At 70.6% G+C, this 20,170-nt stretch carries 22 protein-coding genes and 1 pseudogene; 10 read left to right on the top strand and 13 right to left on the bottom strand.

Annotation, left to right across the window (positions count from 1 at the left end):
- Window positions 1-296: 296 nt before the first annotated feature.
- The 5 genes from RBH18_RS29860 to RBH18_RS29840 all read right to left on the bottom strand — a co-directional run bounded on the left by RBH18_RS29860 (window position 297) and on the right by RBH18_RS29840 (window position 3,673).
- The gene (locus tag RBH18_RS29860; RefSeq protein ID WP_306213782.1) at window positions 297-1,238 is read right to left on the bottom strand and encodes an NmrA/HSCARG family protein; all 942 of its coding nucleotides are present in this window, start codon (window positions 1,236-1,238) and stop codon (window positions 297-299) included.
- A gap of 27 nt (window positions 1,239-1,265) precedes the next feature.
- On the bottom strand, window positions 1,266-2,186 hold the full coding sequence (locus RBH18_RS29855) for an NADP-dependent oxidoreductase (protein ID WP_306213781.1): 921 nt from the start codon (window positions 2,184-2,186) through the stop codon (window positions 1,266-1,268).
- A 96-nt stretch (window positions 2,187-2,282) separates the two neighbouring features.
- The gene (locus RBH18_RS29850; protein ID WP_306213780.1) at window positions 2,283-2,606 is read right to left on the bottom strand and encodes an MmyB family transcriptional regulator; all 324 of its coding nucleotides are present in this window, start codon (window positions 2,604-2,606) and stop codon (window positions 2,283-2,285) included.
- A gap of 93 nt (window positions 2,607-2,699) precedes the next feature.
- Complete coding sequence (locus RBH18_RS29845; RefSeq protein ID WP_306213779.1) at window positions 2,700-3,518, bottom strand: helix-turn-helix transcriptional regulator; 819 nt, start codon at window positions 3,516-3,518, stop codon at window positions 2,700-2,702.
- Window positions 3,519-3,529: 11 nt separating this feature from the next.
- Window positions 3,530-3,673: a hypothetical protein gene (locus tag RBH18_RS29840; RefSeq protein ID WP_306213778.1), complete on the bottom strand. Its 144-nt coding sequence runs from the start codon at window positions 3,671-3,673 to the stop codon at window positions 3,530-3,532.
- A 268-nt stretch (window positions 3,674-3,941) separates the two neighbouring features.
- Here RBH18_RS29840 and RBH18_RS29835 point away from each other — a divergent pair, with 268 nt between their 5' ends.
- On the top strand, window positions 3,942-5,381 hold the full coding sequence (locus RBH18_RS29835) for a GMC family oxidoreductase (protein ID WP_306213777.1): 1,440 nt from the start codon (window positions 3,942-3,944) through the stop codon (window positions 5,379-5,381).
- 130 nt (window positions 5,382-5,511) lie between these two features.
- Window positions 5,512-6,138 (top strand): IclR family transcriptional regulator, encoded by a 627-nt coding sequence (locus RBH18_RS29830; protein WP_306213776.1) that lies wholly within the window; start codon window positions 5,512-5,514, stop codon window positions 6,136-6,138.
- A gap of 37 nt (window positions 6,139-6,175) precedes the next feature.
- Here RBH18_RS29830 and RBH18_RS29825 read toward each other — a convergent pair whose 3' ends face one another.
- A complete protein-coding gene (locus tag RBH18_RS29825; protein WP_306213775.1) occupies window positions 6,176-6,940 on the bottom strand; it encodes a TetR/AcrR family transcriptional regulator in 765 nt (254 codons plus the stop codon).
- Window positions 6,941-7,042: 102 nt separating this feature from the next.
- Here RBH18_RS29825 and RBH18_RS29820 point away from each other — a divergent pair, with 102 nt between their 5' ends.
- From RBH18_RS29820 to RBH18_RS29795, 6 genes are all read left to right on the top strand, one after another.
- The gene (locus RBH18_RS29820) at window positions 7,043-7,963 is read left to right on the top strand and encodes a zinc-dependent alcohol dehydrogenase (RefSeq protein ID WP_306213774.1); all 921 of its coding nucleotides are present in this window, start codon (window positions 7,043-7,045) and stop codon (window positions 7,961-7,963) included.
- A 116-nt stretch (window positions 7,964-8,079) separates the two neighbouring features.
- Window positions 8,080-8,943 carry an SDR family oxidoreductase gene (locus tag RBH18_RS29815; RefSeq protein ID WP_306213773.1) on the top strand — a complete coding sequence of 288 codons (864 nt, stop codon included), beginning with the start codon at window positions 8,080-8,082 and terminating at the stop codon, window positions 8,941-8,943.
- 51 nt (window positions 8,944-8,994) lie between these two features.
- On the top strand, window positions 8,995-9,735 hold the full coding sequence (locus tag RBH18_RS29810; RefSeq protein WP_306213772.1) for an SDR family NAD(P)-dependent oxidoreductase: 741 nt from the start codon (window positions 8,995-8,997) through the stop codon (window positions 9,733-9,735).
- Window positions 9,736-9,783: 48 nt separating this feature from the next.
- The gene (locus RBH18_RS29805; RefSeq protein WP_306213771.1) at window positions 9,784-10,041 is read left to right on the top strand and encodes an alcohol dehydrogenase catalytic domain-containing protein; all 258 of its coding nucleotides are present in this window, start codon (window positions 9,784-9,786) and stop codon (window positions 10,039-10,041) included.
- Complete coding sequence (locus tag RBH18_RS29800) at window positions 10,011-10,178, top strand: zinc-binding dehydrogenase (protein ID WP_306213793.1); 168 nt, start codon at window positions 10,011-10,013, stop codon at window positions 10,176-10,178. Before RBH18_RS29805 ends, RBH18_RS29800 begins: the two co-directional genes overlap by 31 nt.
- A gap of 33 nt (window positions 10,179-10,211) precedes the next feature.
- Window positions 10,212-10,712 (top strand): cupin domain-containing protein, encoded by a 501-nt coding sequence (locus RBH18_RS29795; RefSeq protein ID WP_306213770.1) that lies wholly within the window; start codon window positions 10,212-10,214, stop codon window positions 10,710-10,712.
- Window positions 10,713-11,186: 474 nt separating this feature from the next.
- Here RBH18_RS29795 and RBH18_RS29790 read toward each other — a convergent pair whose 3' ends face one another.
- Both RBH18_RS29790 and RBH18_RS29785 read right to left on the bottom strand, forming a co-directional pair.
- Entirely contained in the window at window positions 11,187-12,386 is a 1,200-nt protein-coding gene (locus RBH18_RS29790) for an alpha/beta hydrolase fold domain-containing protein (RefSeq protein ID WP_306213769.1), read from the bottom strand.
- A 2-nt stretch (window positions 12,387-12,388) separates the two neighbouring features.
- Window positions 12,389-13,849: an MFS transporter gene (locus RBH18_RS29785; protein WP_306213768.1), complete on the bottom strand. Its 1,461-nt coding sequence runs from the start codon at window positions 13,847-13,849 to the stop codon at window positions 12,389-12,391.
- Window positions 13,850-13,966: 117 nt separating this feature from the next.
- Between RBH18_RS29785 and RBH18_RS29780 the strand changes: the two genes are divergently transcribed.
- Window positions 13,967-14,878 (top strand): helix-turn-helix domain-containing protein, encoded by a 912-nt coding sequence (locus tag RBH18_RS29780; protein WP_306213767.1) that lies wholly within the window; start codon window positions 13,967-13,969, stop codon window positions 14,876-14,878.
- Window positions 14,879-14,903: 25 nt separating this feature from the next.
- Here RBH18_RS29780 and RBH18_RS44185 read toward each other — a convergent pair.
- The 4 genes and pseudogenes from RBH18_RS44185 to RBH18_RS29765 all read right to left on the bottom strand — a co-directional run.
- A pseudogene (locus RBH18_RS44185) lies at window positions 14,904-15,191 on the bottom strand (aldo/keto reductase); the annotation flags it as partial.
- 8 nt (window positions 15,192-15,199) lie between these two features.
- The gene (locus RBH18_RS29775) at window positions 15,200-16,420 is read right to left on the bottom strand and encodes a cupin domain-containing carboxymuconolactone decarboxylase family protein (protein WP_306213792.1); all 1,221 of its coding nucleotides are present in this window, start codon (window positions 16,418-16,420) and stop codon (window positions 15,200-15,202) included.
- Window positions 16,417-16,560: an MmyB family transcriptional regulator gene (locus RBH18_RS29770; protein WP_306213791.1), complete on the bottom strand. Its 144-nt coding sequence runs from the start codon at window positions 16,558-16,560 to the stop codon at window positions 16,417-16,419. The genes RBH18_RS29775 and RBH18_RS29770 overlap by 4 nt, the downstream gene beginning before the upstream one ends.
- Before the next feature lie 344 nt (window positions 16,561-16,904).
- A complete protein-coding gene (locus tag RBH18_RS29765) occupies window positions 16,905-18,221 on the bottom strand; it encodes a cytochrome P450 family protein (protein WP_306213766.1) in 1,317 nt (438 codons plus the stop codon).
- An 89-nt stretch (window positions 18,222-18,310) separates the two neighbouring features.
- On the opposite strand from RBH18_RS29765, the gene RBH18_RS29760 reads away from it, so the two are divergent.
- Window positions 18,311-19,201 carry a LysR family transcriptional regulator gene (locus tag RBH18_RS29760; RefSeq protein WP_306213765.1) on the top strand — a complete coding sequence of 297 codons (891 nt, stop codon included), beginning with the start codon at window positions 18,311-18,313 and terminating at the stop codon, window positions 19,199-19,201.
- A gap of 119 nt (window positions 19,202-19,320) precedes the next feature.
- On the opposite strand, the gene RBH18_RS29755 is transcribed toward RBH18_RS29760, so the two are convergent.
- Window positions 19,321-19,995 carry an alpha/beta hydrolase gene (locus RBH18_RS29755; protein WP_306213764.1) on the bottom strand — a complete coding sequence of 225 codons (675 nt, stop codon included), beginning with the start codon at window positions 19,993-19,995 and terminating at the stop codon, window positions 19,321-19,323.
- Window positions 19,996-20,170 lie beyond the last annotated feature (175 nt).

Genomic DNA, 20,170 nt, shown 5'->3' with positions numbered 1-20,170 from the left:
GCCGCTCGCGTCGGCAGGCTGTGCCGCGCGGCCGAAGCTGTCCGCGGCAAGGCTCCCCGCAAGGTGCTCGACCTCGGTGGTGGACCGGGTCTACTGGCCGAGCGCATGACGCGGCGCTGGCCTGAAGCCGAGGTCGCGCTGCTGGACAACGATCCCGTCCTCCGCGCGCTGGCACGGGCGGCGTTGTTTTCGAGGGCAACCCGGGCGTCCTGGCCGGCGACCATCTCGCCGATACGCCGGGCGCCGGCCGGGGAGAGGCTGAGCTCCTCCCGGGCCGGCGGCCGTGTCGGCCATGATCAGGCCGTGAGCTGCGCGCGGTGCGCGGTCAGAAAATCGGCCAGGCTCAGCGGGTCGGGGTTGTAGGCGCGCGCGGCATCGAGGTCGCGGCGGCCGAGGTACGACTCGGGGAACTCGGCGTAGTACTGGAACATGTTGCCCAGCTCCTCGGCGCCGGGGAAGCCGAAGCCCCGGAACTGGTCGTGGGTCGGCGGGCGGTAGGCCACCGGCTCGCCCAGGACCGTGCCGAGCGCGGCCGCCATCTGCTTGCCGGTCGCGTGGGCGCCGACGACCGGGATGGTGGCGCCGATCGTTTCCGCCGGCCGGCGCAGCACGTGCAGCGCCACCTGGCCGATGTCCTCCGAGGCGACGCCGGCGACGGGCGTGTCGCCGAGCGGCAGGTGCATGGCGAGCGTGCCGTCCGGGTCGCGCTGCGGCTTGGCCAGGCCGAGCAGGTTGTCCCAGTAGAAGGACATGAGCAGGTACGTGGCGGGTAGCCCGGACTTCGCGACCAGCGCGTCGGCCTCGCCGCCCTTGACGTCGAAGTGTGGCACCCGGTAGCCGTCGCCGATGACCGGCATCCGGTCGTCCCCGGGCTCGATCGCCTCGCGGGTGTCCTCGAGCGTCGACCACAGGACGTGCTGCAGGCCGGCTGCTCGGGCTGCGGCGACGATGTTCTCCACCTCGGTCAGTTCCCGGGCGGGGGAGCGGTGCTCCCAGTACGGCGTGACCAGGAACGCGCCGTACGCGCCCTCGAATGCCCGGCGCAGGCTGTCCTCGTCGCCGAGGTCGGCCTCCACCACTTGGGCGCCGAGCCGGGCCAGCGCTTCGGCCGCGGGGGAGCCGGCAATGCGGGTGACCGCCCGTACGGCGAATTCCCCGTCGGCCAGCAGCGCCCGCGCCACCGCGCCGCCCTGCGTGCCGGTCGCGCCGAGCACCGTGATGATGTTGCCGTGTGACATAGCAGTTCTCCTGTCGGGATGTGGGGTTCAGGCGACGATGACGGTCTTGCCGGCCAGCTCGCCGGCGGCGGCCCGGGCGTGCACGGTGGCCAGCTCGGCCAGTGGCACTCGCTCGGCCACGTCGACGCGCAGGTCGCCCGCGTCGACGAGCGATGCCAGGTGCGCGAGCTGACCGGCGTCGCTGCGGACGAAGAGGTCGATGCCGCGTACGCCCCGGGCCTCGTCCGACGGCGCGGGCATCCACACCGTCGTGTTGACCAGGACGCCGCCGTCGCGGATCAAGCCCGCCAGCGCAGTCAGCCGGTCCGGCTCGACCGGAGCCAGGTTGAGTGCGACGTCGACCGGCTCGGTGACCGCCTGAGCGACATCGGTGCTGGTGTAGTCGATGACCTCGTCGGCCGTGGGGACCGTGCCCGGCTTGGCCACCGCGATGACGTACGCGCCGGCGCTCTTGGCCAGTTGCACGGCGTATCCGCCGACCGCGCCGCCCGCGCCGTTGATCAGCACTCGTTGCCCGGCGGTGAGCTTGGCGTGGTCGAAGAGCGCCTGCCAGGCGGTCAGGCCCACAGTGGGCAGCGCGGCCGCGTCGGCCAGGGGAATGCTCGCCGGCGCCGGGGCCAGGATCCCGGCCGGCGCGAGGACGTACTCGGCGGCGGCGCCGTCGCCCGTCATCGGCAGGAAGCCGACGACCCGGTCGCCGGCCTGAACGGCGGTGACGCCCTCGCCCAGCTCCTCGACCGTGCCCGAGACGTCGATGCCGGGCGTGTGCGGCAGCGTCACCGGGATCGGGCCCTGCATGAAGCCCGCGCGGATGTTGCCGTCGACGCCGTTGAACGACGTCCCGGCGACCCGGATCAGCACGTGGCCGGCGCTTGGGGTGGGACGCTCGGTGTCCTCGTAGCGTAGGACGGCCGGGTCACCGTACTCGTGAAATCGCACTGCCTTCATCGGACGTTCTCCTTCTCGTGCGTGCTTCGTATTCGAAGCACTTCTTGACCATACGCCGCTTCGAATTCGAAGCAAGTAGGGATGATGTGACCTGCCTTACAGCAGTCGGCGGAGCTTCTCCTCGCTCCCCGAGCCGGGCACGGCGGTGAAGAAGAGCAGAACTTGGTGCAGGTCCGGATCCACCAGGACATGACGGTGCAGCTCCAGCTCGCCCAAGTGGGCGTGCTGATACCGCCGCAGGCGGGAGCCGGGCGTGACGCTCACCTCGGCCAAAAATCGATCTCCCAGCAGGGCCACCGCGGGACCGGTCCGCAGCAGCACGTCACCGGCCTGCGAGAACACGATCGCCGGATGATCCGCCAGACGCTCGACGAGGGCCACCATCAGAGGCCCGGCGCGTTCGCGCTCCACTGTGCTCACCTCCCGTCCGTTCCGGCCTGTTCAGCCTGGCGGGAACTCGGAGCACGGTGAATGGCGCGGTTATCCACGGACTTTTTATCCGTGGACAAACGGTCACATGGCGCTCAGGCGGCGGAGCTTCTCCTCGCTCGGTGAGCCGGGCTCGGCGAGGTACACCAGCAGTTCCTGTCCCTCGTCGGGATCGATCAGCCGCCGGGCGGTCAGCCATAGCTCGCCCAGCTCGGGGTGCCGGTAACGCTTGAGCTCGTGATGATGGACGACGCCCACCTCATGCCGCCGCCAGACCTCGGCGAACTCGGGGCTCACCGCCAGCAGCGCCTCGACGATCTCCCCGGCCGTTCCGGTGGGGTCGGCCGTGTACGCGGCGCGGATCTCCGCGGTGAAGACCCGGCCCCGGATGTCGTGATCCTCCGGCGGGAAGAGAGCCCGCTGGGCCGGATCGGTGAACCAGCGGTAGACCAGATAGCGGGCCATGCCCCGGTACCTGGTGTAGTCGCCGAGCAGGGCGACCGACGGCCGGGTCTGCAGCAGCGCCTCGCCGAACCGCGAGAGCACTGTCGCCGGGGTGTCCGACATGCGCTCGACGATGCGCCGCATGGCCGGGCTGGCCTGCTCGTCCCGCAGCGCGCGCCGCGGCGCCGAGTGCCCGCTGAGGTGGAACAGGTGGTCGCGCTCGCTCGGGCTGAGCTTGAGGGCACGGGCCAGGGCGGCCACCATCTGTTCCGACGGCATCGGGCCGCGCTGCTGTTCGAGGCGGCTGTAGTAGTCGGCCGACATGCCGGCCAGCACCGCCACCTCCTCTCGCCGCAACCCGCTGGTGCGGCGCCGGGAGCCCGCGGGCAGCCCGAGGTTCTCCGGTTGCAGCGCTTCGCGCCGGGCCCGGAGGAAGTCGGCCAGTAACGCTCGATCCATCTCGCAGTCCCTCACTCGGCCCGGTTGCGGCCGGTGCGCGGTCCGGCCGAGCGGGGCGGGACGGCCCGCATGTGCTGCCGCAGGCTGTTCACCTCCATCGGCGCGAAAGAGGCGCCGAGATGCTTCGAACTCACGCTGGAGGGCGGATCGCTCATGCGACGAGCTTACTTGCTTAGAATTTGAATGATTGTGGGCGATTCGCGAAACTGTGGGTCGCCGCGCACGCGACCGTGTCCCGCCGCGGTCCGCGGCGAGATCTCCGGGCGATCCGCGCCGGTCGAGCAGGCGCGGAGCTGAGCAGCTCCGGTGCCGGCGTGGCCGCCGTCGCGTCATCGGCGGTGTCTCCACCGTCAGCGCCTGAGCTGTCCGTTGAACGGACAACGCCTTGTGCAGCGGTCAGCCGGGGTCGCATCGTCTGCGGCCATGTACGACTACATCGTGTGCGGCGCGGGATCGTCCGGATCGACTGTTGCCGGACGGCTCGCGGAAGATCCCGGCGTGACCGTTCTGCTGATCGAGGCCGGCGGCGACGACAGCCGCGAGAGCATCCAGAACCCGGATCTGTGGCCGCTCAACCTCGGCACCGACGCCGTGTGGAACTTCACGACCGCCCCGAGCCCCGCGCTCGGCGGCCGCTCGCTCGACTACGCCATGGGCCGGGCGCTCGGCGGCGGCAGCAGCGTCAACGTGGCGAACTGGGTACGCGGTCACCGTAGCGACTGGGACCACTTCGCCGAGGTCACCGGCGACCCGGTGTGGGGCTTCGCTGCGGTGCGCGCGCTCTTCGAGCGGATCGAGTCCGGGCCGATGCGCCTGGAGGCCGCCACGCCACGGCATCCGCTCGGCAATGCGGTCCTTGACGCCGCGCAGGAAGCGGGCTTCCCGTTGTACCCGAATCCCAACGGCGCTCTCATGGAGGCCGAGCGAGGGTGCGCCCCTCCGCAGAAGATCGTCCAGGACGGACGGCGCCGATCACCGTACCGTGCCTACGTCGCCGAGCCGGACCGGCCGAACCTGACGGTGCTGACCGGCACCTCGGTCCGGGAGCTGCTCTTCGACCGCGACCGGGCCGTGGGCGTCTGCGTGAATGCGGCGGGTCCCGACCGGGACTTCTACGCCGGACGGGAGATCGTCCTGTCCCTCGGCGCGATCAACACCCCCAAGGTGCTGATGCTGTCCGGCATCGGTGATCCCGAGGAATTGCGTCGGCACGGGATTCCCGTACGCCGGAATCTGCCCGGTGTGGGCCGTAACCTCACCGACCACGCCCTCCTGCCGCTGGTCTGGCAGGCGACGCCGGGAGGCGACCCGGCGCCGCCCGGTGATGTCCGGGCGGCGTGCTTCTGGCAGCTCACCGCAGCCGCCGGCGATCCGCCGACGTTCATGTACCTCAACCCGGCTCCGGAGGGCGACGTCATCACCTTCGTGATCGGGATGCCGATGCGCGGCACGGGCCGGGTACGGCTGGCCTCCACCGACCCCGACGCCGCACCGATCATCGAGACCGGCTTCTTCACCGACCCCGCGGACATCGGCAGTGCGCTGCGTGCACTGGACACCGCCCGTGCCATCGGCAAGGCGCCGGCGCTACGCCCGTTCCTTTCCGCCGAGCTCCTGCCCGGTGCCGCCGACGCGGAGACCTATGTGCGCGAGAACGTCGAGACCTACTGGCACCAGAGCGGTACGGCACGCATGGGCCGCGACGAGCACGCGGTGGTCGACTCCCGGCTGCGTGTCATCGGCTGCGAAGGGCTACGCGTGGCGGACGCGTCGGTGCTGCCCAGCGTGACCATGGCGAACACCATGGCGCCCAGCGTGCTGGTCGGCGAGCAGGCCGCCGCCTTCATCAGCGCCACCACCTGACGCCACCCGCAAGGCGGCTGCCGGACGGGCCGGGGGAACGCCCTGGCCCGTCCGGCGGGCATCGCCTTCGATCGGGGGCGGCGGCTGATGGCCGATCATCCGCGGAGCGTGATCTGCTTATCACCGGCGCATGGACAAGCCGCGGACCGTGGTGGACGGCGCTTTCCGCATTCTGCACGCCTTGCCGGACGCCGGAGACTCCCGCCAGGTCACCCACCTCTCGGAGATCACGGGCCTGCCCCGGCCGACGGTGTACCGGCTGCTGGGCCAGCTGCGTGAGGCCGGCGCGGTGACCTTCACCGATCGGCGCTGGCAGCTCGCGACCGGGCTGGTCGGGCTCGCGCGACGAGTGGAGCCCCATGCGGGCTTGCGCCGGCCGGCCGCGGACGTGTTGCGGGTGCTGCGGCAGCAGACCGGGGCGACCGTCTCGCTCGTCGTGTCCTCCGGCGACGATCCGGTGGTGCTGGAGATCGTCCCGGGCCAGGAGGCGATGCCGGCCGACGCGCGGCCGGGCTTCGTGCTGCCCTCGTTCACCGCGGCCGGCATCGTGCTGCAGCCGGCTCGGCTGACCTCGCCGGCCGGCGTCGCCGTGGACCACCGCGATATCTGGGACGGTCTGAGCTGCTACGCCGTGCCGATCAAGCTGCCCGGCGGGCACGCCGCTCTGCAGATCGCCACCGCCTCGCAGCGGGCCGAGAGTTTCGCGGGTGTCATGCATCACGCCGCTGTCGCGTTGAGCCGCCACGTCATCGGGTGACGGCCGGCGCCGCGGACGATGCCCGCGGCACCGCCCTTCACGATTCGGCCGCAGCCTCCGGTGGTGCCGCGGGGCGCTGGGCAGCACTGCCGGAGGCGATCCGCGCCTCGAGGCCGTCCAGCAGTGCCGCCAGGCCGAACTCGAACTCGTCGCGGTTGCTCACGCGGGAGATCACATCGGCATGGGCGGTCAGGAGCGGATGCTGGTGCGGATCCAGGCTTTCGTACAGCCGGCGGCGCATGCTCTGCTCCCGCGGGTCGGTGTTGTCGAGGCCGAGGCCCAGCAGCGCCGAGCCGATGGTAAACGTGGCGAAGACCGACGCGGTGGTGTGGGCGTCGCGGACGTTGAGCCCGATGGACATGTACTGGTGGATGGAGAATTCGATCCCGGCCAGGGCCATCGGGCTGAGCCGTTGCGTGCCACGCAGGAACGGGACGAGTCCCGGGTGGGCGAACAGGAACTCCCGGAACGAGCGAGCCTGCCATTCCAGGCTCTGGCGCCACGTCAGGTCCGCGGGTGGCGGTTGCAGGCCCATCCCCAGCGCGCGGTCCATGGCGACGACCACGAGTTCGTCGCGGCTGCTGACATGCCGATACAGCGCTGCCTGGCTGCATTGCAGGTGCTGGGCGACGCGGCGCATGGTCAGCGCCTCCGCGCCTTCGGCGTCCAGCACGACCAGTGCGGCGTCGGCGATGAGGTCGAGCGACAGCATTCGCTTGCGTCGTGCGCGGTCGCCGGTGTTTCTGGCCCGTGCCAGCCACCAGGCCGCGGAGCCGACCTGGATCGGCGGGGCTTCCTCCATGCGTGCTCCATCTCTCAGCGGCAGAACCGATCTTGCTAAGCAAACAACGTTCACTTAGTCTAAGTGAACGTTGTTCACTCAAGGCGTGCCTCGGAGGACATTATGCTCGCGGTCAGGAACACCGGCGCCGGGATCGAGGCCGTCACCTGCGACGCACCCTCGGGCTCCGGTGTGCGGCTGCGGGTGGCCTCGGCCGGCATCTGCGGGTCCGACCTCGCCTTTGCCGCCATGGGAAGACGCGACTACACGTACGGCCATGAGATAGCCGGCACGACGGACGACGGCCGGGCCTGGGCAGTCGCGCCGTTGTTGTACTGCGGTGCCTGCCCGCAGTGCGCGAGCGGCCACATCCAGCGCTGCCAGGGGGAGGCTGCCGCGGTCCTGGGAATATCCCGGGACGGTGGGATGGCCGAGGAGATCATCGTCCCGGAATACATGTTGATCCCGGTACCGGCCGGCCTGCCGGTGACGGACGGTTGTCTGGTCGAGCCGGGATCGGTGGCCTGGCACGGGATCCGCCGCGCCGCGCCGGTCGCCGGGGAACGCGTAGCCGTCGTCGGCGGCGGAACCGTCGGACTGCTGGCCGCCGCTGCTGCCCGCCGGATGGGCCTGACGGCCGACATCGAGACGCGCTACGCCCATCAGGCACGCGCCGCGGAGAAGCTGGGCGCGGGGCTCACGGACGGTGAATACGACGTAGTCGTCGACGCTGCGGGAAGTCCCGGCGCGCTGGCTCGATGCGCCGAGCTGGCCAAGCCGGGCGGCCGGGTCGTGATCCTCGGCGTCTACTTCGACACCGCCGTGCTCCCTGGCCCGACGAGTCTGATGAAAGAACTCACCTACATCAACGCCATGGCCTACGACCACCGCGAGTTCGCCGATGTGGCCGCGATGCTCGCCGACCGGCCGGAAATCGTCGAAGCGGTGGTGACGCACCGGTTCCCGCTGACCGACGCGGCCGAGGCGTTCCGGGTGGCCGGCGACCGGTCCGCCGGTGCCATCAAGGTCGTCATGCATCCATGAGAGTGCGCCGGGCCCGGACGTGGTTCGCGGCGCGGCAAGGCTGACGCCGCCGCGAGTGCCGGTCGCCCTGTAGCTGCGCGAAGGCGAACGAATCGCTACCAACGAAGGAGTGCGCCATGTCGAAGACCTGGTTCATCACCGGTACGTCATCCGGCTTCGGCCGGCAGCTCACCGAACAACTGCTCCAGCGGGGCGACCGGGTCGCTGCCACCGCGCGCCGTCCGGAAACCCTCGACGACCTCGCTGCGAAGTTCGGCGACCTGCTGTGGCGTGCCGCGCTGGACGTCACCGACACCGCCGCCCTGCGGGAGGTCGTCGGGCGCGCGTTCGCCGAGCTGGGCCGGATCGACGTCATCGTGGCCAACGCCGGCTACGGGCTCTTCGGGGCGGCCGAGGAGCTCAGCGACGAGCAGATCGACCGGCAGATCGCCACCAACCTGACGGCGCCCATTCAGCTCGCCCGGGCTGTGACCCCGCACCTGCGCCGTCAGGGTGGCGGGCGGTACATCCAGATCGCGAGCATCGGCGGACAGATCGCCTTCCCCGCGATGAGCTTGTATCACGCCACCAAGTGGGGCATCGAGGGCTTCTGGGAGTCGTCCGCGCCCGAGCTGGCGCCGTTCGGCATCGACGTGACGATCGTCGAGCCCGGCGTCTCCCGCACCAATTTCGGCGGCAGCAGCGGGGTGCTCGGTGCGGCGATGTCCGATTACGCCGACGGTGCCTCCGGGCAGCTGCGCAAGAGCCTGTCCGGCGAGCTGCCTCCGCTGCCCGCCCCCGGCGACCCCGCAAAGATCGCCGCCGCCATCATCGCCTCGGCCGACCGGTCCGGCGCGCCGCTGCGCCTGACGCTGGGCTCCGATGCGTACGAGCTGGCCACCGCCGCCGTGCGAAACCGTCTCGACGCCCTCGAGGCCGGCCGTGAGCTGGCTTACTCCACCGATGCCGACGACGTCGTCCACCCGGGGCCCGTCGCCTAGCCCTGCACCGTCCAGCTCGTCAACGCCGTCAACGGCCAGAAAGGGCTCGCCATGTTCGATTTTCACGGTAAGACCGTCCTGATCACCGGCGCCACCGGCGCCCTCGGCGTTGCTCTGGCCGGCGGGTTCGCCACGGCCGGCGCGAACGTCGTGGTCGCGGGCCGTAAGGGTTTCGACGAGGTCGCCCACAACACGGGCGGCACGAGCATCGGCGTACGCCTCGATGTGAGCAGCGAGACCGACTGGGCCGCGGCGATCGCCCGCACCGAGGAGACGTTCGGGCCACTCGACGTCCTGATCAACAATGCCGCGTACCTGAAGGTCGGCACCACCGAGAGCATCGCGGTCGACGACTTCCGCACCGTCATCGACACCAACCTCACCGGCGCGCTGCTCGGCATCCGCGCCGCGGCGCCGTCGATGCGCAAGGCCGGCGGCGGCGTCATCGTCAACGTCAACTCGATCGCCGGGCTTTCCGCCGCACCCGGCCTCGTCGCCTACAGCAGCAGCAAGTGGGCCCTGCGCGGCTTGCTGCGCGCTGCCGCCAAGGAACTGGCCCGCGACAACATCCGGGTCAACGCCGTGCACCCCGGCATCATCGAGACGCCGCTCGCCTACGGCCCCGACGGCCGGCCCCTGGTTCCCGTGCAGGACCTGCCCATCCCGCGCAACGCTGACCCGTCCGAGATCGCCGACTTCATCTTGTTCGCGGCGTCCGACCACGCCCGCTTTGCCACCGGCTCAGAATTTCTCGCCGACGGCGGCTTCATGCTCGGCCCCGTCGCCTCCTGACCGTTTCGCCCGCATCCACTTCGCACACCCCTCACCGGGAGGCTTGCCATGAAGGCAGTGCGTTTTCATGAGTTCGGCGATCCGGACGTCCTGCGCTACGAGGAGATCGACCGCCCCGTCCCTGGCACGGGTCAAGCCCTGGTCCGGGTCGCCGGGTCGTCGTTCCACGGGGTCGACGGCACCATCCGCGCGGGCTTCATGCAGGGCCCCATTCCGGTGACGCTGCCGCACACGCCCGGCATCGACGTGTCCGGCACGGTGTACGCGGCTTCGACCTGTTCGTCCGCAGCGACGCCGCCCAACTGACGCGCCTGGCCGAACTGGTCGACGCGGGCGAGCTGCACGTGAACGTCGCACAGCGATTCCCGCTGCCGGATCTGGCGCTTGTGCACACGCAGACCGCCGCCGGTGCCCTGCACGGAAAAACCGTCATCATCCCCTGACCAGCACAACCCAGGACGAAGAAGGAGTCTCCGATGCTTCCCGACGATGACCTGTCTCGTTCCCTCACCGTGGCTGACCCGGACGATCCCGGCACGACCTACATCTCACTGGTGGGCAACACCTACGGCATGTTGATCACCGGTGACCAGACGAACGGCAAGTACTGCCTGATCGACATGCGCGTGCCCGACGGGGGCGGACCGCCGCCACACCGCCACGACTTCGAGGAGATGTTCACCATCCTCGAGGGAGAAATCGAGTTCACCTTCCGCGGCGAGAAGCGCACCGTGCGAGCTGGATCCACCGTCAACATCCCGGCCAACGCTCCGCACAACTTCCGTAACGTCTCTGGCGCCCCTGCCCGCATGCTCTGCATGTGCACGCCCGCGGGCCAGGACGAGTACTTCACGCGGATCGGCGATGTCGTCGCCGGGAAGGACGCCTCGCCGCCGCAGCTCTCCGCCGACGAACTCGCGGAGCGCCGCCGGCGCGCGGGCGAACTGGCCTCCGCCTTCCGAAGCGAATTCCTGTAGGCGAACGGGCACCAGGGGCCCCCAGGAACGGCAGGAGGCCATGGCCGCCCAGCGACTCGTCCAGGCCGCGCTGTTCGGTCAGGTCGAGGACTGAGCAGCCGCCGTCACCATGAACGGGGTGGCTGAGGCACTGCACGGCACTGCCGGGGCTCAGTCCTCGGCGGTGCCGTGGTCATCTGCGAGCTATTGCGTTACGCGCTCGTTGGAGCCCAGCGCCGGCTTCGCGGTAGTCGGGTCGCCCTCGTCGTCATCGGGCGGCGTTCCCCCGTGTGTCCCGGACCGGCGACGGTTCGCCATCCATCCGGGAAGACGATCGGTCGAACAGCGCCCGCACGACTGATGGCAGACTCATCCAACGGCGGGGATCCCGGTTCAAGGCTGTCGTGGAGTGACAATCCTTGATGTCGAGACCCCGCCGTCTCCCCACAACACGCTTGACACCCGCCGCGGAACCCTGACCACCCGGCATTGCCGCTAGCGCGTCCCGGCCGGCGTGCGGCTCAGCCGGAATGCCCCGGCGAGCAGCTCGTAGGCGCGGACGCGGTCGCTGGTCCGGGGCGCGAGGGTGTTGACGACCAGCTCGGGCACGACGTGATGCGCGGCGAGGTCGAGCAGCTGGTCACGGACGGTGGCCGCATCACCCACGACGACGGCCTCCCGGTTGGCGATGGTGCGCCGGCGCTCCGCGGCTGTCCAGGGATGCCGGTCGGCGTAGCCCGGCGACGGCAGGGGCTCGTCCGCGCCGAGGTCTTTGCGTGATCGCCACACCAGATAGTCAGCGGCCTGCTCCTCGGCCTCCGCTGAGGTGCGTGCCACGAAGACGCGTACGGCGAGGGTGGTGTGCGGGGTGGAGGCCGCGGCGCGGTAGCTGCGCAGAGCCTGCCCGGCCGCCGCGGGGTTGAGGAAATGTCCGAAGCAGTAGCGGAGATTGCGCAGGCCGGCGCCGGGGGACAGGAAGGCGCCGTGGGCGACGCCGGGCAGCTGGAGGTAGCGCAGGGCGACGCCGGCCCGGTCGAGGCGGGCCCGGTAGCCCCGCACGTCGTCCAGGACGGGGTCGAGAGCGCCCACGGCGATGACGGCGGGGGCCACGCCGCGGACGTCGGCGGCCTCGGCCGGGGTGCTGTAGAGCCCCGGGGCCGCCGGTGTCGTGCCGCGGTAGGAGCGCCAGGCCTCGGCCAGCGCGGCGGGCTGCGGGAACGCGCCCGGGTCACGGTGGAAGGACGCGGCCCGGCAGGACGGGTCGATGGGCGGGTACGCCAGCAGCTGCGCGGTCAGCGCCTCGTCCCGGTCCCGGAGCACCAGGGCCGCGCAGGCCGCGATCGTGGCACCGGCGCTGTCCCCGCCCACCGCGACGCCCGTGCCGTCGGCTGCCGCGCACCGGCGGGCCCAGGCGAGCGCCGCCAGTACGTCCAGCAGTGCCGCCGGGTGCCGGTGCCGGGGCGCCAGGCGGTAGTCGACGCTGACGACCGCCGTCCCGGCGGCCACGGCCAGCTCGGCGCAGGCATGATGCCACGCGTGCGCCGAGCCGGCGTGCCAGCTGCCGCCGTGCGCCCAGACCAGCCAGCCGATGGGTTCGCCGGCCGGCACGATCACGCGGACGGGAACGGATGCCGGCCGGTCGGGGGCATCGCAGGCGGTGGCGAACCACGTGATCGAGCCACGGTCGCGGATCACTGTCAGGCGCTCGCCGCCGGGGCCACCGTTGCCCGGGGCGCGCGCAGGAACGCCACGACGGCCACCGCGGTGAGCGTGCACATCCCGGCGTTGACGGCGACGGCGGTTCGTACCGCGGTGAGGATGGTGCCGGCGGTCTCGCTGCCCTGTGCCGCGAGCGAGGCACCCAGCACGGCGGACATGATCGGGATGCCGAGCGTGATGCCGATCTGCTGGCTCATGGTGGCCAGCCCGGCGGCCAGGCCCTGTTCTCCGTCGGGCAGCCCGGAGGTGGCCGTGACCATGAACCCGACGATGGCCACCAGGTTGGCGACGCCGCCGACGAAGGTGGCGACCAGCAGCAGCGGCATCCAGCCGGAGTCCGCGCCGAGCAGCACCAGCACCAGCGTCGCGACGGCCTGCACGGTCATGCCGAGGGCGATGGCCCGGGGCGGGTGGCCGACCCGGCCGATGACCTTGGGGCCGAGCACGCCGCCGAGGACCGTGCCCAGGCCGAGCACCGCGAAGGACAGCCCGGCGGTCAGGGGCGAGAAGCCGAGGACCTCCTGCAGGTAGAGAGTCAGGACGAAGACCAGCGAGGTCTCGGTGGCGAAGGCGAGCAGGCCGGCGATGTTTCCCCACGCCACGCTGTGGCGGCGCAGGATCGGCACGGGTACCAGCGGCGCGGCGACCCGGCGCTCGACGGCGAAGAAGAGCACGAGCAGGACCGCGCCGGCCAGCAGCGCGCCCCACGCCCGCGGGGTGGACCAGCCGTGTTCCCCGGCGCTGGTGAGCCCGAAGACCAGGGCGAGCAGCCCGGCGGTGACCGTCACGGCGCCGGGCACGTCGAGGCGGGGACGCTGCGCCGGGCGGCTTTCCGCGAGCACGAGCGGCGCGACGGCCAGCACGGCGGCGGCGACGGCGACGTTGATGAAGAACGCCCAGCGCCAGCTCAGCAGGTCGGTCAGGACCCCGCCGAGGATTGCCCCGGTGGTGAAGCCCGCGGCCATGAGCGAGCCGTTGAGCCCCAGCGCGCGCTCGCGGCGCGGGCCCTCGGGGAACGAGGTGGTGAGCAGGGACAGGGCGGCGGGCGTCACCGCGGCGGTGGCCAGGCCCTGCGCGGCGCGGGCGGTCAGCAGCAGCGCCGGGTCACCGGCCAGGCCGCCGGCCAGGGAGGAGACGCCCAGCAGGACGATGCCGCCCAGGAACAGCCGGCGCCGGCCGACGATGTCGGCGATCCGGCCGAACAGCAGCGTGAAGCCCGCCGCGCACAGGGCGAACGACGTGGCGACCCATTGCAGCGAGGCGAGGGAGAAGCCGACGTCGGCGCCGATGGCGGGCAGCGCGACGTTGAGGATGGAGAAGTCCACCGCCAGGGTGAAGCTCGCCGTCAGCAGGACGGCGAGCACCAGCCGGTCGCGACCGGTCATGGCATCGGCCGGCGCATACCGGCCGGCGGGTGGTGCCGATTCCGTACGGGTCATGGTGGCACCCTCGCGCGGGCGTCGGGTAGCAGCCAGACCCCTGCTCCGACTAGGCAGCGGCTGACTGGTACTGACAAGGACAGGCAGATTCCCGTGACCATGGGCAAGATGGGAGTCATGCACAGTGACCACGGGGGCCGCGGCGAGCTGGCCGACTTCCTGCGCAGCCGGCGAGCGCGGGTGCGTCCCGAGGACGTGGGGCTGACGTCGCACGGCCCGCGCCGGGTGCCCGGGCTGCGCCGGGAGGAGCTGGCCCAGCTGGCCGGCGTGAGTCCGATCTATTACACGCGCCTGGAGCAGGGGCAGAGCACCAACGCCTCCGCCTCGGTGATCGAGGCCATCGCGCGGGCGCTGGCGCTGACCGACGACGAGCGCTCCTATCTGCACGAGCTCGCCCGGCCGCGCCCCGCCCGGCAGCCCCGCCGGGCGCGGCCCGACACCGTGCGGCCCGGCGTCGAGCAGCTGATCGCCGCCATGCTTGACGTCCCGGCGCTGGTGCTGGGCCGGCACAGCGAGGTGCTGAGCTGGAACGACCTGGCTCATCTGCTGTTCGCCGGGCACTACGACCGCGCCGCGCCGAGCCGCCCGGCGCAGCGGCCTAACCTCACCCGGATGCTGTTCCTCGACCCGCACACCCGGGAGCTCTACCGGCGCTGGGACGAGGAGGCGGGCCGCGCGGTCGCGACCCTGCGCGTGACCGCGGGGCGCAGCCCCGACGACGCCGCGCTGACGGCTCTGATCGGCGAGCTGATCGTCAAGAGTCCCGAGTTCGCCGCCTGCTGGGCCAAGCACCCGGTGCAGGTCTGCGGCTCCGGCACGAAGTATCTGCACCACCCCGTCGTCGGTGATCTCGAGCTGCAGTTCGAAGCGCTGCACCTGCCCGGGGACGACGGGCACCGGCTGCTGACCTACAGCGCGGCGCCGGGCTCGAGCCACGCGGCGGCGTTGCAGTTGGTCCGTGCCTCCACCCCGGCGAGCGTCGGCCGCGTCCCGGGGCCGGCGCAGGGGGCGCCCGCCCGCCGCGGCTGAGGCGCTGACGGCCGAGGCCAAGCGTCTCCAGTGAGCCGTCGATCGCGGCGACTGCCTCGTCGTAGCTCTTGTTCTCGGCCGCCAGTTTCGTGGAGACGAACAGTTCGTTGCGGGGTACGCCGCTGGTGCGCACGCCTTCGCCGACGCCGCGCTCGTTGCCGTACGCCTGAGCGGTGTCGATGTTGCGGTATCCGAGGGTGACGGCGTCCCGGACCGCCTGGGCGGCCTTGTCGTCGTCGATGAACCAGGTGCCGAGGCCGAGCTTGGGGATGCGTACCGCGTTGGCCAGGGTGTATGTCTCGTCGAGGATCATGGTGTCTCCTAGCGGTTCTTCAGGACGTCGTCGAGGATCGTGGCGGCGGCGTCGCCCTGGGGCTGTCCGACTTCGGTGCGGATCACCTGTACGAGGCCGCGCAGCTGGGCCTCGGTGAGGCCGGTGTTGAGGCCGATGCCGACGTGCGAGCGCAGTTGCGACTCCGTGCCGGTCAGCGTGGCCAGCGCGGCGATCGTGGCGATTTCGCGGCTTCGCCAGTCGAGGTTGTCGCGGGCGAAGATGTCGCCGAACAGGTGGGTCTTGAGGTATTGGTCGATCGCCGGGGCGAAGTCGAACACCGGCCCGGTGACCGGGGCGCCGGACAGTGCGGTCTGGTTCTTGGTGCCGAGCCCGAGGAGGTCGGTGCCTTCGGGCAGCGGGGTGGGCTCGGGGCCGAGTTCGTCGGTGCCGCCCCGCTCCTCGACCACGGTCATGAAGGTGCCGAGGGCGTTGAGCGCGCGCGGGAAGCCCGCGTACGCGTACATCTGCACCAGCACTTCCTTGATCTGGTTGACCGTCACGCCGGCGTCGAGGGCCTCGTTCAGCGCCGTACGCAGACGCGGCTGATCGCCGGCGGCGGTGAACGCGCCGACCGTGCCGATGGCGGCGTGCTGCGCGCTGAGGTCGCCGTGGTCGTCTTCCCCGGGCGTCGAGGCGTTGTATTGCTTGTCTGTCACTTTTTCCTTCCAAGTTGCGTTCTGTCCGTCGCGAACGCCGGTCAGGGCCATGTGGGTCAGGACGCTGTCGGGGGCGGCGCCGTGCCAGTGCTTGACGCCGGGCGGGCACCAGACCACGTCTCCGGCGCGGACCTCCTGCACGGGCTCGCCCCACTGCTGGGTGCGGCCGACGCCCTCGATGACCACGAGGCGCTGGCCGGTCGGGTGCGAGTGCCAGGCCGAGCGGGCGCCGGCTGGAACGTCACGTACGCGCCGGAGTACGGCTGGTCCTTGGTGTCGCCGAACAGCGTCTGAACACGTACGTCGCCGGCGAAGTTCTCCGCCGGGCCCGCGCTGGTGCTCTGGTCCTGGCTGTGGGTGATCGTCTGCTTCTTGCGGTTCGCGGCTGCCGCCGGGGCGCCGGCCAGAACAAGCAGAGGTAGCGCCAGTGCGGCGACTGTCTTCCTCACGATTGCCTCCGAGTCGGTTCCGGGATGCGGGTTCTGCGTGCCCGGCGCCCGGCGGCGAAAACCGCGGGAGGGGTGTCCTGGCAGAACACCCTTCGCCGGTCAGCCGGGTTCGGCGCTGTAGGCGGTCAGCGTCAGCCCGGGATCGGCCGGCAGCGGCATGGCCTCGACATGGATTTCCACATGCCCCACGACCGGGTGGCGGAAGGTCTTGAGGCCGGACTGGTGCAGCCGTACGTGGGTCACGGCCCGCTTCCGTGCGCAACAGCGCCACCGTCGTGTCGGCGGCGGCGTCGAGGAAGCAGAACCGGGGGCCAGGTTCACTGGTTGCTGGGAGTCGACGAAAGCAACCTTCATCGCCACGGACGGTCCAACTCCGCCGCGAAGAAAGACGCCGCGGACTTCAGGATCTGATCCGCCCGCCGCAACTCACGATTCTCCCGCTCCAACGCGGACCATGCGTTCCTCCAGTCCGCCCAGCGCAGCAGCCGCTGCATCCCGGCCGGCGACAGGCCCACGGCCTGCTCAGCGAGGTTTACCCGTTGGGCGGTAACCCGCCATGAGTTCGTTCAGCTGGCACGTCCCCTCCCTCAGTGGTCGCCCCTCGCCCGCACCGCGGAAGAAGTACGCCAAGCGGGCGGCGTTCCGCGTGCTGTCCGGGCGGCATTGTCCGCTGACTCCTCAATGGTCTCAGGATTTCGTCGCAGGGTCACTTCGAGGGTTGGCAGACCGTGAATCATGGTGCTGTCGCGCCAGAGTGGCTTGTGCTGGTCGTGGGCCAGCTCGATGGAGGAGAACTCCCGCAGCAGGGTCCGCAGCGCGATGTCTGCCTCGAGGCGAGCCAGCGGCGCGCCGAGGCAGTGGTGTATGCCGCGCCCGAACGCGAGATGCCCGCTGCCCTTGCGCGTGAGGTCGAGGCGATCCGGGTCGGTGAAATGCGCGGCGTCCCGGTTCGCGGCAAGCAATGAGATCATGACGCGCTCACCGGCGGGGATTTCCGTTCCCCCGACCTGTACGGGTTCGGACGTGAAGCGAGTCGTGGCGATGTGAGCCGGGCTGCTGAGACGGAGAAGTTCCTCGACGGCGCCCGGCACGAGAGCCGGGTCCTGCCGAAGTTCCGCCAGCTGTTCGGGGGTTCGCAGGAGCGTCCACACGCCGGTCCCGATCAGGTTGGTGGTGGTCTCGTGTCCCGCCACGAGCAGCAAACAGGCCATTGAGGTCAGTTCGGTGTCGGTGAATCTGTCGGCCCCGTCGGACACGTGCACGAGATCGGAAAGGGGGTCCCCGGAAGGATGAGCGCGCCGCTGCGCCACCAGATCCGACAGATAGTCGAGCAGTGCCTGGGCATCCGCTTCCGTACGATCGGTGAAGGCGGAGGTGACCGACTCGGACCACCGTTTGACGTCGGCGCGGTCCTGGACGGGCACCCCGAGCAGCTCGCAGATCACGGTGATCGGCAACGGAGAGGCGAAGGCGGCCAGCAGGTCAACCGGTCCCGGCGTGGGAATCGCGTCCAAGAGTTCGTCCGCGATCTGCTGGATCCGAGGCCGCAGTCGCGCGACGGTGCCCGCCGTGAAGGCCTTGCCCACCAACCGCCGCAGCCGGGTGTGCTGAGGAGGATCCATGGCCAGCATGTGCGAGACGAGCGCTTCGGGGATTCGCGGCGACGCTCCGGCACTGTCCCCCACCTCGCCCGTATCGCCCGCGGCATCCGTCGCGTCCGGGCGCGGGTCGGCCTTGTGCAGCCGGGGATCGGCGAGCAGGCTGCGCGCTTCCTCGTATCCGACGATGAACCACCCGCGCGATCCGTCGGGGAACACTGCGGGAAACGCCGGCGCCGGATAGGGACCGCGCGGTTCGTGAAGATCGGCCGAATGGAGCACAACAGGCTCTGTGCGGGAATTCATGAAGATCAACTATGCGTCGCGGCTCCGGCTTGCGGTAGCGGTCCGAGAGCATCGATGCCATGCCGGATGCGCATGGCAGAGGTGGCAGCATGGGTGTGGTGCACAACATGAGCCTTCGTCAGCTGGGTTATCTGGTGGCGGTCGCCGATGAGGGTGGTTTCAGTCAAGCGGCGCAGCGGTTGCACATGACGCAACCAGCGTTGTCACGGGCAGTGCAGCTTCTGGAACAGACGCTGGGTGTTGCTCTGGTCGTGCGTGTGCACCGGGGAGTCGAGCTGACGGCCGCCGGAGAAGTTCTGGTGGCGAGGGCTCGGGTCATCGCCGACCAGGTGGAGTCGGCCGTGCTGGCGACCCGGGCGGCCGCCGACGGCGAACCGGATGTGCGCGTGAGTACGCAGGGCTGCGAACTGACCATCCTGCAGGGCCTGATCCGCACCTTCGGCGACTGTTTTCCCGACGTGGTGGCTGCACCCTTCGTCACGGAGCGAGCCGTGGACATGGTGGTCACCGGCGACGCCGACCTCGCGCTTGTCCGCGGACCCTTCGATGATCGAGGTACGGACAGCGAAGTGCTCGACTCGCATCCACGCGTCGCTGTCCTGCCGGTCACCCACCCCTTGGCGTCTCGCGGGTCGATCTCGCGAGCCGAGCTCGCCGCCGATCCCGTGATCGGATGGCCGGTTCCGAGCCCGGCCGAGCGCGCCTACTGGCTGGGCGCCGACGGATACGCCGGCACGGTGATCCCCGGCCCCGAGGTGCGGGACCTGTTCCATCTGATCAACCGCGTCCAGGCCGGCGAGGCGGTCGCGTTCCTGCCCGCCCGGGTCCAGCAGGCTATGGCCATACCACCGGACATCCGGCTGGTGCCGGTCACGGACCTGCTGCCGGAGCAATTGCGCCTTGTCTGGCCCGCTCAGGAAACCTCGCCCTCGGTGGCTCGTTTTGTCCGGCACGCGGCATCGCAGTACGAACCGGAATGACAGGGTCCACACAACCGCTCGGACTCGACCATGGCTGCTCGCTGTCCACGGACAGCGAGCAGCCATGGTCACGCGGGCCGGAGCGGATCTCCTGCTGGAGTACCAGCCGGTCGGATTGGTCAGCGGGCCAGCTGACGGTGGATCAGAGCTGCCACATCGCCGGTCCGGCTCAGGTACGCGGAATGGCTGGTCGGCCACGTCTCGGTTGTCGAACAGCGAGACGCGAAGGTCGTCACCAGCTCGGGCACGATGGCCCGATCCTTGCTACCGGCCAGATAGAAAGTTCGGGTGTCCTTCCAGGTGGCGACCGTGGGAACGGCAGCGAAGATCGACGGAGGTTCGGGCCGCAGCAGCGACACCGCGAGCGCTGCGGTCTCGTCGTCACAGTCGGCGTAGAGCCCGGCGCGGGCGCCGTCCTCGTCGAGGCGCAGCAGTCCTTCGCCGTCGACGGTGACAGGCAACGGCGCACCGGGGACTCCGGTCCGGCGTTGCACGTCCTCGATCAAACTCTGCGGCGACTCGCCGGCGTCGAGCACCCAGGCAGAGAGGAAGAGCATCGAGGCGGCCCCCCGTACGGTTCCCGCCGTGATGCCGCCGTTGGAATGCGCGACCACCAACGGCAGCCGTGGTGAGCTGTCCACGATGTCTTGGACAACTTTGTGACTTTCGGGCAACGAAAGCCCACCCAGATCGGGAACCTCCACCGTCAGCCCGTCACGCTCGAGCCGGTCGACCAGAGCGCGAAAGTGTGCAGGTTGATGCCAGGCGCCGTGGCAGATGATCACGTCAGTCATAGCAGTATCCTCAATACGATGATTTGTCGGATCCGGCCCGCTGGTCCGGCCGGGCCGGGGATCCCAATAGCGGAAGACGGGAGTCTGGTCGTTCGTGGGACGAGGACGGATCAGCGAGCCTCCGGACCGATGTACGAGCGCATGATGGCGTCGATCCGTGGCTTGGTCTTTGTGG

The organism is Actinoplanes oryzae (assembly GCF_030757795.1).
Classification (GTDB): domain Bacteria; phylum Actinomycetota; class Actinomycetes; order Mycobacteriales; family Micromonosporaceae; genus Actinoplanes.
This window is presented reverse-complemented; position numbering and strand designations above follow the sequence as displayed.